Here is a 14,696-nt window from a genome sequence, read left to right on the forward strand (position 1 = left end):
ATCAGTTTTATAGATTTTTTACAAAAGTTATTATAATCTATTTTCGCCCATATTAAATGAAAATATCCAAATTTTATTGAATGTCACAAAAAAAAGAATCTCTGTTGAAATAAGAGACTCTTTTTATAAAGACTAGATTTTTTCGTAAGATAACACGATACATCCCGATTTAAAGACGTGTGTCTCGACTAACCGTAGCGCTTGTGATTGATCAAACACTGGAAACATTCGTTTCCCATCTCCGAGTAGAACAGGATAGATCACAACATGATAGCGATCGACGAGTCCAAGCTCAATCGCTTCAGCAGCAAGTGTCGCCCCCCCGATCGCAATCTGCTTCCCAGGTAGGACTTTTAGTGCTTGAAGTTCCTCGGCAAGCGACGTGGTCGCTAGACGCGCCTTTCCTTCGACAGCGTCGAGCGTTCGCGAGAAGACAATCTTCTCAAGCGCCTGCCACGTTTTCGCATACTCAACGATGATCGGCTCGTCTTCTTGATCCGCTGTCTCCCAGTACTGCATCATTTCATACAAACGACGTCCATAGACATGGGTATCGAACGCTCTCTCATAATCGTTGAAGTATTGATGCAGTTCCGCATCCGGTGAAGCGAAATCGATGCTGCCTGACGCATCCTCGATATAACCGTCAAGTGATACTTGAAAGGAATAAACGATGTCACGCATAGTAACCCCTCCTTTTTCCCTCCTATACCCGTTTTCCTCAAGTCATGAAAAAAACTCCCTCATCCGGAGATGAGAGAGTAAGACGAATTATCCGATTGAACCTTCCATCTCGAACTTGATGAGACGGTTCATTTCGACCGCATATTCCATTGGGAGTTCTTTTGTGAACGGCTCGATGAAGCCCATAACGATCATTTCCGTTGCTTCCTCTTGTGAAATCCCGCGGCTCATGAGGTAGAACAATTGTTCTTCCGAGACCTTCGAGACTTTCGCTTCGTGCTCGAGCGAAATGTTATCGTTGAGGATTTCGTTGTACGGAATCGTATCCGACGTCGATTGGTTATCCATGATGAGCGTATCACATTCGATGTTCGAACGTGCACCTGTCGCTTTACGTCCGAAGTGAACGATACCGCGGTACGTGACTTTACCACCGTGTTTTGAGATCGACTTAGAGACGATCGTCGACGATGTGTTCGGTGCTAAGTGAATCATCTTCGCACCCGCATCTTGGTGTTGACCTTTACCTGCGATTGCGATTGACAATGTCATACCACGTGAACCTTCACCTTTGAGGATGACGGCTGGGTATTTCATCGTCAGTTTCGAACCGATGTTACCATCGACCCATTCCATCGTTGCGCCAGCTTCACAGATCGCACGCTTCGTAACGAGGTTGTAGACGTTGTTCGCCCAGTTTTGGATCGTTGTATAACGGCAGTAAGCGTTTTTGTTGATGAAGATCTCAACGACCGCTGAGTGAAGCGAGTTCGTCGTGTAGACCGGTGCTGTACATCCTTCGACGTAATGAACCGATGCTTCGTCATCAACAATGATCAACGTCCGCTCGAATTGACCCATGTTTTCCGAGTTGATCCGGAAGTAGGCTTGAAGCGGCGTGTCGACTTTAACGCCTTTTGGTACGTAGATGAACGATCCACCTGACCAGACCGCTGTGTTCAAGGCTGCGAACTTGTTGTCTGTTGGCGGAATCAATTTTCCGAAGTACTCACGGAAGATATCTTCGTTTTCTTTTAAGGCTGTATCTGTATCTTTGAAGACGACACCGATTTCTTCGAGGTCTTCTTTCATGTTGTGGTAGACAACCTCTGACTCGTACTGAGCCGAGACACCTGCCAAGTATTTTTGCTCTGCTTCTGGGATACCGAGCTTATCAAACGTACGTTTGATTTCTTCCGGTACTTCATCCCACGATTTCTCTGCACGTTCAGACGGCTTGACGTAGTACGTGATGTCGTCGAAGTTCAATTCTGAGAGATCGCCACCCCACGCTGGCATCGCTTGTTCGTTGAAGATCTTGAGTGATTTCAAACGGAAATCAAGCATCCATTGTGGTTCTTCCTTCATTTTCGAGATCGTTTCGACGACTTCAGTCGTCAAGCCACGTCCAGAACGGAAGATCGAGATATCGCGATCGTGGAAACCATATTTATAATCGCCAATTTCCGGCATGTTCTTTGCCATGTTCATTTCCTCCTCTTACTTGCTTGTGACTGAAGTTTACTTCCCTTCTTCTACGCCGCGTTCGAGCGCCTTCCAGGCAAGTGTCGCACATTTGATGCGTGCCGGGAATTTCGTGACACCCGAGAGTGCCTCGACGTCCCCGAGGTCGAACGATTCGTCGTCATAGTCTTTTCCTTGGACCATGTCCGAAAAGATATCCGCGAGTCGTAAGGCTTCATCGATAGTCTTACCTTTGACGAGTTGCGTCATCATTGAAGCAGACGCCATGCTGATCGAGCAGCCCTCCCCGTCAAATTTCGCATCACGGACGACATCGTCTTCAATCGCGAGCTGGAGACGAATCGTATCGCCGCACGTCGGATTGTTCATGTCGATCGTGACGCCCCCCTCGATCGCACCGCGATTTCGGGGAGTTTTATAATGATCCATGATCACTTGACGATACAAGTGATCGAGATTGTTAAAATCCATGACTGAAATACTCCTTCGTTTGGCGAAGTCCTGTCACGAGTGCGTCAACCTCTTCTTTCGTGTTGTAGAGATAGAAGCTAGCGCGAGCCGTCGAGCTCGCTCCGAGCCAACGCATCAGGGGCTGTGCACAGTGATGACCGGCGCGAACCGCGATTCCCTGCATATCAAGGACGGTTGCGACGTCATGTGCATGGACATCACCGAGATTGAACGTGACGAGTCCAACGCGTTCTTCCGGACCGTAAATCGTTAGTCCGTCGATGTCACGCATTTGTGCCATCGCGTACTGCGCGAGTTCACGTTCGTGTGCTTCGACGTTCTCTAAACCAATCTCTTCTAAGAAATCAATCGCTGCCGATAAACCAACAGCGCCTGCGATGATCGGTGTACCAGCTTCGAAACGATATGGAGACGGTTTGAACGTCGACTCTTCAAGACCAACGTAATCAATCATCTCACCACCAAATTCGACCGGTTCCATCGCATTGAGTAATGCTTTTTTCCCGTAAAGGACACCAACGCCTGTCGGACCACACATCTTGTGTGCGGAGAAAGCGAGGAAGTCACAGTCGAGATCCGTGACATCGATCCGTTGGTGTGGCGCACTTTGCGCAGCATCGACGACCATGACGGCACCGCGAGCGTGCGCAAGACGAGCGACTTCTTTGATCGGATTGATTGTCCCGAGAACGTTCGAGACGTGTGCCATCGCGACGATTTTCGTCCGGTCAGACAGTTGTGCTTCGACCGCTTCGACCGTCACGCGACCATCCGCTGTCAAATCAACGTATTTCAACTTCGCTTTTTTGCGTTTAGCGACTTGTTGCCACGGAATGAGATTCGCATGGTGTTCGAGGTACGTGACGACGATTTCGTCGCCTTCTTCGACATGCTCCATCCCGTAGCTTGACGCGACGATGTTAATCGCCGTCGTCGTGCCGCGGGTAAAGATAATTTCTTCATGGTGTTGCGCCTGGATGAAACGACGAACGTTCTCACGCGCACCTTCGTACGCATCCGTCGCTCGTGTTCCGAGCGTATGGACGCCACGGTGCACATTCGAATGAATCGTCTTATAGTAGTCGTCAATCGCATTGATGACGACGAGCGGCTTCTGCGACGAGGCCGCACTATCGAGATAGACGAGTTTCCGGTCGTTGACCTGTTGGTCGAGGATCGGAAACTGATTGCGGATGGATGCATCGATTCCCATATTAGTTTACTTTCCCTTCGATGACTTGAACGAGACGTTCTTTCACCGAGTCAATCGCAAGTTCCGAGACGACTGGCTGGAGGAATCCGTGAACGACGAGGCGTTCCGCTTCCTTCCGTGAAAGGCCACGGCTCATCAAGTAGTAGAGTTGTAGTTCATCGACACGACCGACAGATGCCGCGTGTCCTGCCATGACGTCATCCTCATCGATTAAGAGGATTGGGTTCGCATCACCACGTGCCTTTTCCGACAACATGAGGACACGTTCCGTTTGAACGCCGTTTGATTTCGAAGCGCCGTGATGGATCATCGACGTTCCGTTGAAGATTGATGTTGCTGCGTCTTTTTGGACACCGTGGATCAAGATGAAACCTTCTGATCCTTTACCGAAATGGTCCGTACGGACGTTGAAGTTTTGTTTTTGCTCTCCACGACCGACCGTAACGGCTTTCGTATCTGAGAACGAATCGTTTCCGACGAGGTGTGTTTTTGTTTCTGTGACCGTGTGACCGTCATTCATGTGACCGAGTGCCCATTCGAGCTTCGCGCCTTGTTTGACGACACCGCGACGGTTCATATACGTGATGGCACCTTTCGATAGTGTATCTACACCACCAAAAAGAACTTTTGCGTTGTCTTCGACGAATACTTCTGTGACGACGTTGACGTTATGCGCTTCGTCACCGTAAGAGACGAAGTTTTCGATATACGTCAATTCGCTGTCAGCGTCTGCAACGATGATTGCGTGATGGTAAAGGGCAGCGCCTGATTGCTCAAGCGTGTAGATCGCTTGCATTGGTACAGACAGCTTGACGCCTTTTGGTACATAAAGGAACGTACCGCCGTTACGAAGTGCTGCGTTTAATGCCGCAAGACGATCTTCGTTGACTTGAACACCTTCCGTCATGAAGTACTTCTCGACGAGTTCCGGGTGTTGTTTTAATGCGTCTTCGAGTGTCGTGAAGATGACGCCATTCGACGCTTCACTGTTTTGCGCGTGGACGAGTTGTCCGTTACGCGTGACGAGCATGTGATCACGGTTTTCGCCGATCAATGCTTCGATATCTGAAGAAAGACCAGTGACGGTTTCAAGTTCCGTCGTACCTTCTGTGAAGTTCCAGCCTTCGATCTTGATTTTTTCTACTTTTGGCAATGCGAGCGTTGGGGCAAGATCAAGCGCGTCTTGACGCTTTGCGACCATCCAAGATGGTTCCCCTAAGCGAGTCGCACGTTCTGCCACTGCCTCGCGATTTACTGCAAGATTCAGTTCTACAGTCATCATGCTTCCTCCCTCGTCTTACGCTTTTGTTTCGATTTCGACGTCTTCGATGCCGAGTTCTTTTTTAACCCAGTCATAACCTTCTGCTTCGAGACGGTGTGCGAGTTCTTTACCGCCAGACATGACGATTTTTCCGCCCATCATGATGTGGATGAAGTCTGGCTCGATATAGTTCAAGAGACGTTGATAGTGCGTGATGATCAAGCAGCCGAATTCAGGTGAACGCATTTCGTTGACACCTTTTGCAACGACTTTAAGTGCATCGATATCAAGACCTGAATCGATTTCATCGAGAATCGCGATTGCTGGTTTAAGCATCATCATCTGAAGAATTTCGTTACGTTTCTTTTCTCCACCAGAGAAACCTTCGTTGAGGTAACGGTGTGCCATTTCTGAAGGCATCTCGAGAAGACCCATTTGTGAATCAAGTTCACGGATGAATTTCATGAGTGAGATTTCATCGCCTTCTTCACGACGCGAGTTGATCGCTGAACGAAGGAAGTCTGAGTTCGTGACACCACTGATTTCGCTTGGGTACTGCATTGCGAGGAACATACCTGCTTGTGCGCGTTCATCGACTTCCATGTCGAGGACGTCTTCGTCGTCGAGTGTGACTGAACCAGATGTCACTTCGTACGATGGGTGACCCATCAATGCTGATGCGAGTGTTGATTTACCTGTCCCGTTTGGTCCCATGACCGCGTGGATTTCCCCGCCTTTGATTTCCAAGTTGACGCCTTTCAAGATTTCCTTGCCGTCGATCGCGACGTGTAGATCTTCAATCTTCAAGTGTGAAGCCTTCATGTTAGAATCCCTCCATCTATTCATTTCGTGACTGACGATTCAGAACACGAGCGTTACTAATTTAGTATCATTCTAATCTTAAAGAAACATGGCGTATTATTCAAGCGTCATCGCTCGTTGTTTTTTCTCAAAATCATGCGTTTTGTTGAGAATCATTCGAAAGTTTCACCGGTTCCTCCAGTTCCTCGATCGTCGAAGTCCGATGAATCCGTTGTGACAGTAGGAGCAGTGGTATTCCGAATAATGTCAAGCCCGCTAAAATCCCGAAAATCGGTAACGGACGGTCCGCTCCATATAAACTTAATAAATGTCCGCCGGCAATTGGACCGATTGATTGTCCGATCGACGTCAAGCCCATTGCCCCGAAATAACTGCCCCTTAATTCCGGCTTCGCAAAGCGATCAGTCAAGATGTCGGTCATCGTGAACATCATCACTTCCCCGCACGTGAAGATGAACATCGCGACGATCATCCACCAGATCGCGTTTGCATTCCCCATGACGAACAGTCCGATCGCAACAGTCGCAATCCCGGTCGTGATCGAAACGAGCGGTGACGTCTTGACGCCGAACTTCATGATCGGATACTGCACGATCAAGACGGTGATCGCATTGATCGTGATTAAGATCGCATAGAGTGTCTTCCCGCCTTCAAGGAGTGACGTCTCAGTCAAGAATTGCGGCAAGGTCGAATTGAACTGACTGTAGCCGAAGACCCCGAAGATGATGCCGGCGAGTGCCAGCGTAAAGGCGATATCCGTCCGCAACAGACGAACCGTCGCTCCGAATGAGACCTTCTTGCCACCATGTGTCTCAGTGATTGGATGACGTTTAAATAAGAATCCAATCATCACCCCGTATGCCATATAGACGAACGCCGTGATGTAAAACGTTGCGGACGTATTCCCCGCACTCAGCAGTAAGGCAATTCCTGGTCCGATCGCAGCTGCGATGTTGATCATCGCGTAACGAATGTTGAAGACGAATAACCGATTTGCTTCGTCCGTCGTATCACTGATCAAGGCACGAGCGGATGGTTCGAAAATCGAACGACAGACTCCGTTCAAGGCACTGAGGATGAAGAATGCCCAGAACGTCTCGACTTGCGCGAGTGCGATGAAGACGATCGCAAACCCAATCGTTCCGGCGAGCATCATCGCTCGGCGACCATACCGGTCCGACAATGTACCGCCGATGAAACTCATAACGAGACTGGCGATCGCCGAAATACTGAGAACCCAGCCGACATCGACCGGATCAAACTTCAGAACAGTCGTCATGTAGATAGCGAAAAACGGCATCGTAATGAATGTTCCAAGACGTGAGAAAAACGTCCCGAACAAGACCCCGAGTGTCAACGGATGCAGTTGACGTATGCGTTGCATATGATTCCCCCTAACCCCTGTTTCAGACAAATGAAAAGCATCCTTCCATTATATAGGAAGGATGCCGGTTTCGGTGAACTTATTTGCTGACTGGAACGACGGCACCTTTGTACTTGTCGAGGATCCAATCTTGGTTTTTCTTCTCATGCAGCACGTCAAGAAGTGTTGTGACACGTTTGTCTTTCTCATCGCCGTCACGTGTGACGATGATGTTGACGTATGGTGACGACTCATCTTCTGAAGCAATCGCGTCTTTTAACGGGTTCAGACCGTTATCGATCGCATAGTTCGTGTTGATGAGGACAGCGTCGCCTTCATTGTTTTTATAAGCTTGCGGAAGAAGTGATGCTTCGATGTTCGTTTTGAACTTGAGTTTCTTCGGGTTCTCTGCGATATCACCGAGTTGTGCATCTGTCGTTTTACCGTCTTTGAGTTTGATCAGCCCTTCGTTTTGAAGGAACGTCAAGACACGACCGCGTTCCGCGACGTTTGAGCTCGTCAGGATCGTTGCACCGTTTGGTAACTTATCGAGTGATTTGTATTTCTTCGAATAAATACCGAGTGGTTCAACGTGGACGCCACCTGCGTTCGCAAACTTATATGATTTGTTTTCTTTCTCTTGTTGCTCAAGATACGGTACGTGCTGGAAGTAGTTCGCATCGATTTCTTTCGCTGCGAGCGCTTTGTTCGGAAGTACGTAATCTTGGAACTTCTTGATTTCAAGCTTGTAACCTTTTGCTTCGTATTCCTTTTTGACGTGCTCGAGAATCTTAGCGTGCGGTACGTTTGAAGCACCGATGACGAGTGTTTTGTCGTCGCTACCTGATCCTGATGATTTTTCGCCACATGCAGCAAGGCTGATTGCTAAGACGGATACAGCGGCAGTACCTACGAATTTTTTCCAAACTTTCATGAATGATTCCTCCAATATGAATAAAATTTGAATTAACGTTTATCGATCGCACGGATCAGCAAATCACCAATGATTTGGATGACGAAGACGATCGCTAAGATTAAGAGTGTCGCAATGACGATGACATCGTTTTGAGAACGCTGGAATCCTTCGATGAAAGCCATGTCCCCAAGTCCACCTCCGCCGACTACTCCGGCCATTGCCGTATAACCGACAAGTGAGACGAGTGTGACCGTGATACCAGAAACGATGGCAGGCAACGCTTCCGGGATTAAGACCTTATAGATGATTTGGAACTTCGTCGCGCCCATCGATTCCGCTGCCTCGATGACACCTTTATCGACTTCGCGTAACGCGAGTTCAACCATCCGACCGTAAAATGGTGCAGCACCGAAAATCAGTGCCGGTAATGCTGCCGTTGGTCCGAGGAACGAACCGACGATCGCTGTCGTAAATGGAATCAATAAGATCAGTAAGATGATGAACGGAATCGAACGGAAGACGTTGACGACCAAGCTCAGCACTGAATAAAACGCCCGATTCTTGAACAATAATTCTTCGTTTGTCGCATACAATAGTAAACCAATGATCAAACCGAGGACGAATGTCGAAACCCCAGCGATTGCCGTCATATAAACGGTACTGCCTGTCGCTTCCCACACCATGTCCCAGTCTAGGTTGTCAAAGAATGAAATCATCGGTGATCCACCTCCACTTCAACATCACTGGCTTGAAGCTTCGTGATGACCGTTTGTGTTGCTTCTGTTTCCCCGATTAACTGAATGAACAGCGTACCGAGCGCCCCTTCCTGTGATTGACCGACGTTTCCGCCGATGATATTGAACAGGACGGGTGAATCCTTCATGACTTCCGCGAGGATCGGACTTTCCGCCGTCGATCCGACGAATGTCAACTGAACGATTTTTCCGGTTGGGTAGCGTTCGCGGAGTTTCGCGAACGTCAACTCGTTTTCCGATGGCGACGTCAATTGTTTGACGAATTCCTTCGTCATCGCTTGCTTCGGATGACGGAAGACTTCTGCGACCGGTCCTTGTTCGACGATTTTACCGGCCTCCATGACGGCGACCCGGTGACAGATTTTTTGAATGACGTGCATCTCGTGTGTGATCAAGACAATCGTCAGTTTCAATTTTTCATTGATGTCGACGAGTAACTCAAGGATAGAGTCCGTTGTCTTCGGGTCGAGTGCACTTGTCGCCTCGTCACATAAGAGAACGTCCGGGTTCGATGCCAGTGCCCGAGCGATACCGACACGTTGCTTTTGACCACCGGATAATTGCGACGGATAAGCTTTTTCGCGTCCATCCAAACCAACGAGTTGGATCAGTTCCGCGACCCGTTCCTTGCGGCGAGCCTTCGGGAAGCCACCGAGTTCGAGTGGGAACATAATGTTTTCTTCAACAGTCCGTGACCAGAGTAGGTTGAAGTGCTGGAAGACCATCGAGACATTCTTGCGGACGCCTCGTAATTCTTTTGGTTTCAGTGATGTCATTTCGACACCATCGATTTGAATCGAACCACTCGTTGGTGCTTCGAGCATATTCAACAATCGGATCAAGGTCGATTTCCCTGCTCCGGAATAACCGATTATTCCAAAAATTTCACCGCGTTCGATTGTCAGATCGACATTCGCGACGGCTTCGACCGCTCCGCGCTTTGAGCGATAAATCTTTCCTACGTCTTGTAAACGAATCACAACTGTCCCTCCTAAAATAAAAAAAGTGCGCGCGTTTTAGAGCAAACGCGCGCACTTTTCAGTACACAAAACCATTTGCTCTCATCTCCCAGACTTTTGTCTGCTGGAATTAGCACCACTTCGGATCAGATCCGCGGTTGCCGGGTTTCATCGGGCCAGTCCCTCCACCACTCTCGATAAGAGTTTCGGTATTAAGTTTGTAGAATATATTCTGAATATTAGCAGGGGTTATTTTTGTTGTCAAACAGTTTTTTCAGAAACTTTTTCGAGGAACGTGAAAGCACGTGTTAAGTCTTCTTTCAAATCTTCCGCGTCTTCAAGTCCAACTGAAATCCGGACGAGACCGTCCGTGATGCCGAGTTCTGCCCGACGTTCTGCTGGGATTGACGCGTGCGTCATCCGTGCCGGCACCGAAATCAGACTCTCGACGGCACCAAGACTCTCAGCGAGTGTGAAGAAGTGTGTCGCCTCGACGAGTTTTTCTGCGTTCGCTGCTGAACCGACATCAAAGCTGATCATCCCACCAAATCCAGTCGCTTGTTTCGCTTGGATGTCGTGACCAGGATGTGATGCCAGTCCTGGGTAGAAGATGTTCGAGACGATGTCTTGCGCTTGTAGGAACGCAACGAGATCATGTGCTGTCTCTTCGATCGCATCCATCCGGATACCGAGCGTACGTAGACCACGGACGAGCAAGAAGCTGTCTTGCGGTCCAAGCACGCCGCCTGTCGAGTTTTGGATGAAGTGCATCTCTTCGCCAAGCGCATCATCTTTGACGACGACAAGTCCAGCGACGACGTCTGAATGTCCGCCGATGTATTTCGTCGCACTGTGCAAGACGATGTCAGCACCAAGTGCGAGTGGTTGTTGATGGTATGGTGTCGCGAACGTGTTATCAACGACGAGTTTAAGATCGTGACGTTTTGCAATCGTTGCGATTGCTGCGATGTCCGTTACTTTCAACAACGGATTCGTCGGCGTTTCGACGTAGACGATCTTCGTATTGTCTTGGATCGCTGCTTCCGTTGCCGCAAGATCCGTCGTATCGACGAACGTTACTTGGATGTTGAACTTCGGTAAGACGCGTTGCATCAAACGGAACGTACCACCGTAGACGTCGTCCGTCATGACGATGTGGTCGCCAGACTCAAGCAAGTGGAAGACAGCATGAATCGCTGCCATCCCAGAACCGAACGCAAAACCACGTGCGCCGCCTTCAAGATCCGCAATCAATCGTTCGATGCTCGTCCGTGTCGGGTTCGCTGTCCGTGAGTATTCGTATCCGTCCTTAAGTTGACCGATTTTATCTTGCTTGTATGTGCTTGTTTGATAGATTGGAGGTGTGACGGCTCCTGTTGCCCGATCGACACCTGTTCCTCCATGAATCAATGCTGTCTTCTTACGCATGAGTTTCGTCCACCTTTTCAAAGATTTGTTGGCTTAAATAACGTTCGGCACTGTCTGCGAAGACGGTGACGATCGTACTGCCGGGGTGACGCTTTGCGATATCAAGCGCAGCAACGAGCGCTGCCCCTGCTGAGCTACCGACGAGTAATCCTTCGCGAGCAGCGAGTGTATGAACCGCGTCAAATGCATCACGGTCAGAAATCGTATGAATCTCGTCGACGAGTTCACGCGGAACGAGGCTTGGCCATTTCGCTGTACCGATACCTTCTGTCTTATGCGGACCGGCTGGACCACCGTTCAAGACGGAGCCTTCCGGTTCGACGATTGCTGCTTTTGTACCGAGACGTTGTTTTAAGAAGTCCGCTGTTCCGGCGAACGTACCACCTGAACCACAACCGGCAACGAACCAGTCGATATGCGGTAAGTCCGCAATCAGCTCAGGACCGAGTGTCCGCTGATACGTGACTGGGTTCTCTTCGTTTTCGAATTGTAACGGAACGTAACTATTCGGAATTTCCTGACCGAGTTCTTTTGCCCGGTCGATGGCCCCTTGCATATCGAGTTCAGTCGGCGTGTTGACGACGGTTGCGCCGAGTGCCCGCATCAACGTCTGCTTTTCCTGACTGAATTTTTCCGGAACGACACAGATGACTTGGAGATCGTATTTTTTAGCGGCGAGCGCCAAGCCGATGCCGGTATTCCCGGCTGTCGGCTCGATGATCGTACCGCCTGGTGTCACATGTCCGTTTTCGATTGCTGCATCAACGAGTTGAATGCCAAGGCGGTCTTTGACGCTGCCCCCAGGGTTCATCCATTCGAGCTTCGCCAAAATGCGCGTACCAGCAGGCAAATCGAATGAAGTGATCTCGTAGAGTGGTGTGTTTCCGACGAGGTCGCGGACGTTGTTCGCGATCATCCGAAGACGATGTCCCATTCATCACGACCGGCAAGCATTTTCTCGGCATAGTGCTTCGCTCCTTTGAGGTCATGTGCGCTCGCAAATCCACATTGGACTTCGTTTTGCGCTGGAATCTCTTCTGCTGCGAGGACGTCTTTCAACGTCTTCTCAACGAGTTCGCTCATTTTTTCGACCGAGTCGAAGTTCATCATCGCCATGTAGAAACCTGTTTGGCATCCCATCGGCGAGACATCGATGACATCATCCGAGTAGTTACGGATGTTTTCAGCAAGTAAGTGCTCGAGTGTGTGCATCGCACGCATCGGCATTTGCTCAACGTTTGGTTGCGTGAAACGGATATCGTATTTGACGACTTGGTCGACTTTACCTTCTTTATAACCCGCGACGCGGATATAAGGTGCTTTGACTTTCGTATGATCCAGGTTAAAGCTTTCGACGTTCATTTTTTGAAGTGCCATGATTTATTCCCCCATTTTCTCGGCTTCTACGAGCCAGACGAAGTGATTGTATTGTATAAATTTAACAGTGAATCCCCGTGCTGTAAACAATTCTTCCATGACTGGAATCAACGGGTAGAACTCGCGTTCGAGATCTTCCGCTAACGCATCAAACCCTTGAGCACGTGCTTCACGGATCGTTTGCAGGCGTGCCTCTTCTGAGACGAACATCGTATCCGCGTAGACGATTTTTCCGTCTGCCGGTAAATGTGATGCCATCAGTTCGATTGCTTCTCCCTTTTCCTCATCTGTTAGATGATGAAACGCATACGTCGAAACAAAACTGCGTGCTTCCTTCGCCTCGAACGAGAGGAAGTGACCGTCTTGTACATCAAGTGACGGAATCTTTTCCGTCAGGATTGCCCGCATCTCCGGACTTGGTTCGACGGCGAGTACGGCGTCGTGACGTGTCAGAAGACGTTGTGTCAGGTTCCCTGTGCCTGCTCCGAATTCAATGACCGGCGACTGCGCTTTATCCGCTACTGTATCCAAAATCTCATCGTATCGACGAAAAACCTCTTTATACTCCGGATCATGTCCGGTTACTGTCTCGTCATACGTTGATGCCCATTCTGTGAAAACATCCATAAAACGTACTGTCATGCCTTGTCGTCCTCCATCTCACCAGTTAATTCCGAGTAATCGGATATGAATTAAAGTAATTTTCCTTATTCGCATTGTAGCAAGGAGATTCTATCCTGGCAAGCGACCGGCTCGAAAAACTTCCAGAAAACAAAAAAAAGGCGTTGCCGGCGAACCGACAACACGAATAATGTGGTTAGAAATGCTACGAAGGAAAACCCAGCTCCATTCGGAATTGTTCGCTCTTCCGCGTGGAGGACGGCGCCTGTTCGACATGATAGCCAGCTTACGTTCACTTCCTGATCGGTCCTTTCGATCCACCACCCGTTCATTGCACCGCTTCGTCTTTGGGGGACGACTTAAGGGGAAACAATACACCGGCTTAGGATGGGAGAAAGGGTTCAGGACTTGAATCGTATTGAACGATCATCTCTGCTAGACTTCCTATAATGCATTTCTAGAAGTTGTTATGAATATACCATTCATATTTCTGCGTTGTCAACGGATTATTGTAAATATTCCGACAATTTAACAAAAAGAAAAATCCAGTTGGACTTTTCTTACCGTTCTTGACAGAAAGCAAAGACGTTTTGGACGGACTGGAAGGCATAAAGTCGCTCTACGACTTGATTTTCTTCAATTCGCAACAACGCAGGAACACTCATGACACGGGCTTCTTCTAAGAAATCTGGAATGAAATTCCCGTTCGCCTTTTGAATCGATTGACCTGATTCCGTCGCTTCGACGATATCGAGCATACGTTCCGCAATGGCGCATGTCCCGCACATCGGTGCATAGACATACAATAGCCCGTTTTCCGGGACGGTCGTGACCTCTTGCATGACGGTCGCTCCTTTCTTCGTGGCATCTGTCGTCAGTATACAAAAAAAAGAGAGCGGACGAAACGCAAGCGCCTCGTTCACTCTCTTTTCGTTAAGTATTACTCGTTGATCATCGATTTGTACGCCGCAGCGTCCATCAATGCCTCGACTTGTGAAGCATCTTCGATTTCGATGTCGACCATCCAAGCGCCTTCGAATGGTGACTCGTTGACGAGTTCTGGGGAATCCGAAAGGTTTTCGTTGATGGCAACGACTTTACCAGAGATCGGTGCGTATAATTCCGAGACTGTCTTGACCGACTCGACTGAACCGAATGGCTCGTTTGCTGAGATCGTATCCCCGACTTCAGGCAATTCGACGAAGACGATATCCCCGAGTTCGTGTTGCGCGAAATCCGTGATTCCGATGCGCGCCTTGTTTCCTGATACTTCGACCCATTCATGTTCTTCCGAATAGCGTAAGTTGTCTTTTACTTGACTCATTTCCGATTCCCCCTGTG

General features: G+C 49.0%; 16 protein-coding genes and 1 riboswitch. All 16 genes read right to left on the minus strand.

What is annotated here, in order from left to right; genetic code table 11:
* Window positions 1–132 precede the first annotated feature (132 nt).
* The 16 genes from ACN9MT_RS12240 to gcvH all read right to left on the minus strand — a co-directional run bounded on the left by ACN9MT_RS12240 (window position 133) and on the right by gcvH (window position 14,679).
* Window positions 133–684: a dihydrofolate reductase family protein gene (locus ACN9MT_RS12240; RefSeq protein ID WP_426272253.1), complete on the minus strand. Its 552-nt coding sequence runs from the start codon at window positions 682–684 to the stop codon at window positions 133–135.
* Window positions 685–771: 87 nt separating this feature from the next.
* Entirely contained in the window at window positions 772–2,169 is a 1,398-nt protein-coding gene (sufB, locus tag ACN9MT_RS12245) for a Fe-S cluster assembly protein SufB (protein WP_023469154.1), read from the minus strand.
* 36 nt (window positions 2,170–2,205) lie between these two features.
* Window positions 2,206–2,640, minus strand: a complete 435-nt coding sequence (gene sufU, locus ACN9MT_RS12250) for a Fe-S cluster assembly sulfur transfer protein SufU (RefSeq protein WP_035406013.1) — start codon at window positions 2,638–2,640, stop codon at window positions 2,206–2,208.
* Window positions 2,630–3,853 (minus strand): cysteine desulfurase, encoded by a 1,224-nt coding sequence (locus tag ACN9MT_RS12255; RefSeq protein WP_290783271.1) that lies wholly within the window; start codon window positions 3,851–3,853, stop codon window positions 2,630–2,632. The genes sufU and ACN9MT_RS12255 overlap by 11 nt, the downstream gene beginning before the upstream one ends.
* A 1-nt stretch (window position 3,854) precedes the next feature.
* The gene (gene sufD, locus ACN9MT_RS12260; RefSeq protein ID WP_056062861.1) at window positions 3,855–5,132 is read right to left on the minus strand and encodes a Fe-S cluster assembly protein SufD; all 1,278 of its coding nucleotides are present in this window, start codon (window positions 5,130–5,132) and stop codon (window positions 3,855–3,857) included.
* Between the two features lie 18 nt (window positions 5,133–5,150).
* Window positions 5,151–5,936: a Fe-S cluster assembly ATPase SufC gene (sufC, locus tag ACN9MT_RS12265; RefSeq protein ID WP_426272254.1), complete on the minus strand. Its 786-nt coding sequence runs from the start codon at window positions 5,934–5,936 to the stop codon at window positions 5,151–5,153.
* Between the two features lie 133 nt (window positions 5,937–6,069).
* Entirely contained in the window at window positions 6,070–7,320 is a 1,251-nt protein-coding gene (locus tag ACN9MT_RS12270; protein ID WP_290752244.1) for an MDR family MFS transporter, read from the minus strand.
* Between the two features lie 79 nt (window positions 7,321–7,399).
* The gene (locus tag ACN9MT_RS12275; protein WP_426272255.1) at window positions 7,400–8,233 is read right to left on the minus strand and encodes a MetQ/NlpA family ABC transporter substrate-binding protein; all 834 of its coding nucleotides are present in this window, start codon (window positions 8,231–8,233) and stop codon (window positions 7,400–7,402) included.
* Between the two features lie 32 nt (window positions 8,234–8,265).
* On the minus strand, window positions 8,266–8,931 hold the full coding sequence (locus ACN9MT_RS12280; RefSeq protein WP_023469161.1) for a methionine ABC transporter permease: 666 nt from the start codon (window positions 8,929–8,931) through the stop codon (window positions 8,266–8,268).
* Window positions 8,928–9,950 carry a methionine ABC transporter ATP-binding protein gene (locus ACN9MT_RS12285; RefSeq protein ID WP_426272256.1) on the minus strand — a complete coding sequence of 341 codons (1,023 nt, stop codon included), beginning with the start codon at window positions 9,948–9,950 and terminating at the stop codon, window positions 8,928–8,930. Before ACN9MT_RS12285 ends, ACN9MT_RS12280 begins: the two co-directional genes overlap by 4 nt.
* A 78-nt stretch (window positions 9,951–10,028) precedes the next feature.
* Window positions 10,029–10,133: riboswitch (SAM riboswitch) on the minus strand.
* A gap of 57 nt (window positions 10,134–10,190) precedes the next feature.
* Window positions 10,191–11,357 (minus strand): bifunctional cystathionine gamma-lyase/homocysteine desulfhydrase, encoded by a 1,167-nt coding sequence (locus ACN9MT_RS12290; RefSeq protein ID WP_290752251.1) that lies wholly within the window; start codon window positions 11,355–11,357, stop codon window positions 10,191–10,193.
* Window positions 11,350–12,273, minus strand: a complete 924-nt coding sequence (locus ACN9MT_RS12295; RefSeq protein WP_023469164.1) for a PLP-dependent cysteine synthase family protein — start codon at window positions 12,271–12,273, stop codon at window positions 11,350–11,352. The genes ACN9MT_RS12290 and ACN9MT_RS12295 overlap by 8 nt, the downstream gene beginning before the upstream one ends.
* Window positions 12,270–12,734, minus strand: coding sequence for an S-ribosylhomocysteine lyase (locus ACN9MT_RS12300; RefSeq protein WP_023469165.1), 465 nt, complete (start codon window positions 12,732–12,734; stop codon window positions 12,270–12,272). Before ACN9MT_RS12300 ends, ACN9MT_RS12295 begins: the two co-directional genes overlap by 4 nt.
* A 3-nt stretch (window positions 12,735–12,737) precedes the next feature.
* Complete coding sequence (locus ACN9MT_RS12305) at window positions 12,738–13,376, minus strand: class I SAM-dependent methyltransferase (protein ID WP_368914609.1); 639 nt, start codon at window positions 13,374–13,376, stop codon at window positions 12,738–12,740.
* Window positions 13,377–13,915: 539 nt separating this feature from the next.
* A complete protein-coding gene (locus tag ACN9MT_RS12310) occupies window positions 13,916–14,197 on the minus strand; it encodes a thioredoxin family protein (RefSeq protein ID WP_023469167.1) in 282 nt (93 codons plus the stop codon).
* A gap of 98 nt (window positions 14,198–14,295) precedes the next feature.
* Window positions 14,296–14,679 (minus strand): glycine cleavage system protein GcvH, encoded by a 384-nt coding sequence (gene gcvH, locus ACN9MT_RS12315; protein WP_029342437.1) that lies wholly within the window; start codon window positions 14,677–14,679, stop codon window positions 14,296–14,298.
* Window positions 14,680–14,696 lie beyond the last annotated feature (17 nt).

Origin of the sequence: Exiguobacterium sp. R-17, assembly GCF_049913315.1 — a bacterium.
Taxonomy (GTDB): Bacteria; Bacillota; Bacilli; order Exiguobacteriales; family Exiguobacteriaceae; genus Exiguobacterium_A.

What these genes read in the sequence shown, in the direction of transcription:
- ACN9MT_RS12240 (WP_426272253.1), bottom strand. Translation starts at nt 684, where the DNA reads ATGCGTGACATCGTTTATTCCTTTCAAGTATCACTTGACGGTTATATC.
- sufB (WP_023469154.1), bottom strand. Translation starts at nt 2,169, where the DNA reads ATGGCAAAGAACATGCCGGAAATTGGCGATTATAAATATGGTTTCCAC.
- sufU (WP_035406013.1), bottom strand. Translation starts at nt 2,640, where the DNA reads ATGGATTTTAACAATCTCGATCACTTGTATCGTCAAGTGATCATGGAT.
- ACN9MT_RS12255 (WP_290783271.1), bottom strand. Translation starts at nt 3,853, where the DNA reads ATGGGAATCGATGCATCCATCCGCAATCAGTTTCCGATCCTCGACCAA.
- sufD (WP_056062861.1), bottom strand. Translation starts at nt 5,132, where the DNA reads ATGACTGTAGAACTGAATCTTGCAGTAAATCGCGAGGCAGTGGCAGAA.
- sufC (WP_426272254.1), bottom strand. Translation starts at nt 5,936, where the DNA reads ATGAAGGCTTCACACTTGAAGATTGAAGATCTACACGTCGCGATCGAC.
- ACN9MT_RS12270 (WP_290752244.1), bottom strand. Translation starts at nt 7,320, where the DNA reads ATGCAACGCATACGTCAACTGCATCCGTTGACACTCGGGGTCTTGTTC.
- ACN9MT_RS12275 (WP_426272255.1), bottom strand. Translation starts at nt 8,233, where the DNA reads ATGAAAGTTTGGAAAAAATTCGTAGGTACTGCCGCTGTATCCGTCTTA.
- ACN9MT_RS12280 (WP_023469161.1), bottom strand. Translation starts at nt 8,931, where the DNA reads ATGATTTCATTCTTTGACAACCTAGACTGGGACATGGTGTGGGAAGCG.
- ACN9MT_RS12290 (WP_290752251.1), bottom strand. Translation starts at nt 11,357, where the DNA reads ATGCGTAAGAAGACAGCATTGATTCATGGAGGAACAGGTGTCGATCGG.
- ACN9MT_RS12295 (WP_023469164.1), bottom strand. Translation starts at nt 12,273, where the DNA reads ATGATCGCGAACAACGTCCGCGACCTCGTCGGAAACACACCACTCTAC.
- ACN9MT_RS12300 (WP_023469165.1), bottom strand. Translation starts at nt 12,734, where the DNA reads ATGGCACTTCAAAAAATGAACGTCGAAAGCTTTAACCTGGATCATACG.
- ACN9MT_RS12305 (WP_368914609.1), bottom strand. Translation starts at nt 13,376, where the DNA reads ATGACAGTACGTTTTATGGATGTTTTCACAGAATGGGCATCAACGTAT.
- ACN9MT_RS12310 (WP_023469167.1), bottom strand. Translation starts at nt 14,197, where the DNA reads ATGCAAGAGGTCACGACCGTCCCGGAAAACGGGCTATTGTATGTCTAT.
- gcvH (WP_029342437.1), bottom strand. Translation starts at nt 14,679, where the DNA reads ATGAGTCAAGTAAAAGACAACTTACGCTATTCGGAAGAACATGAATGG.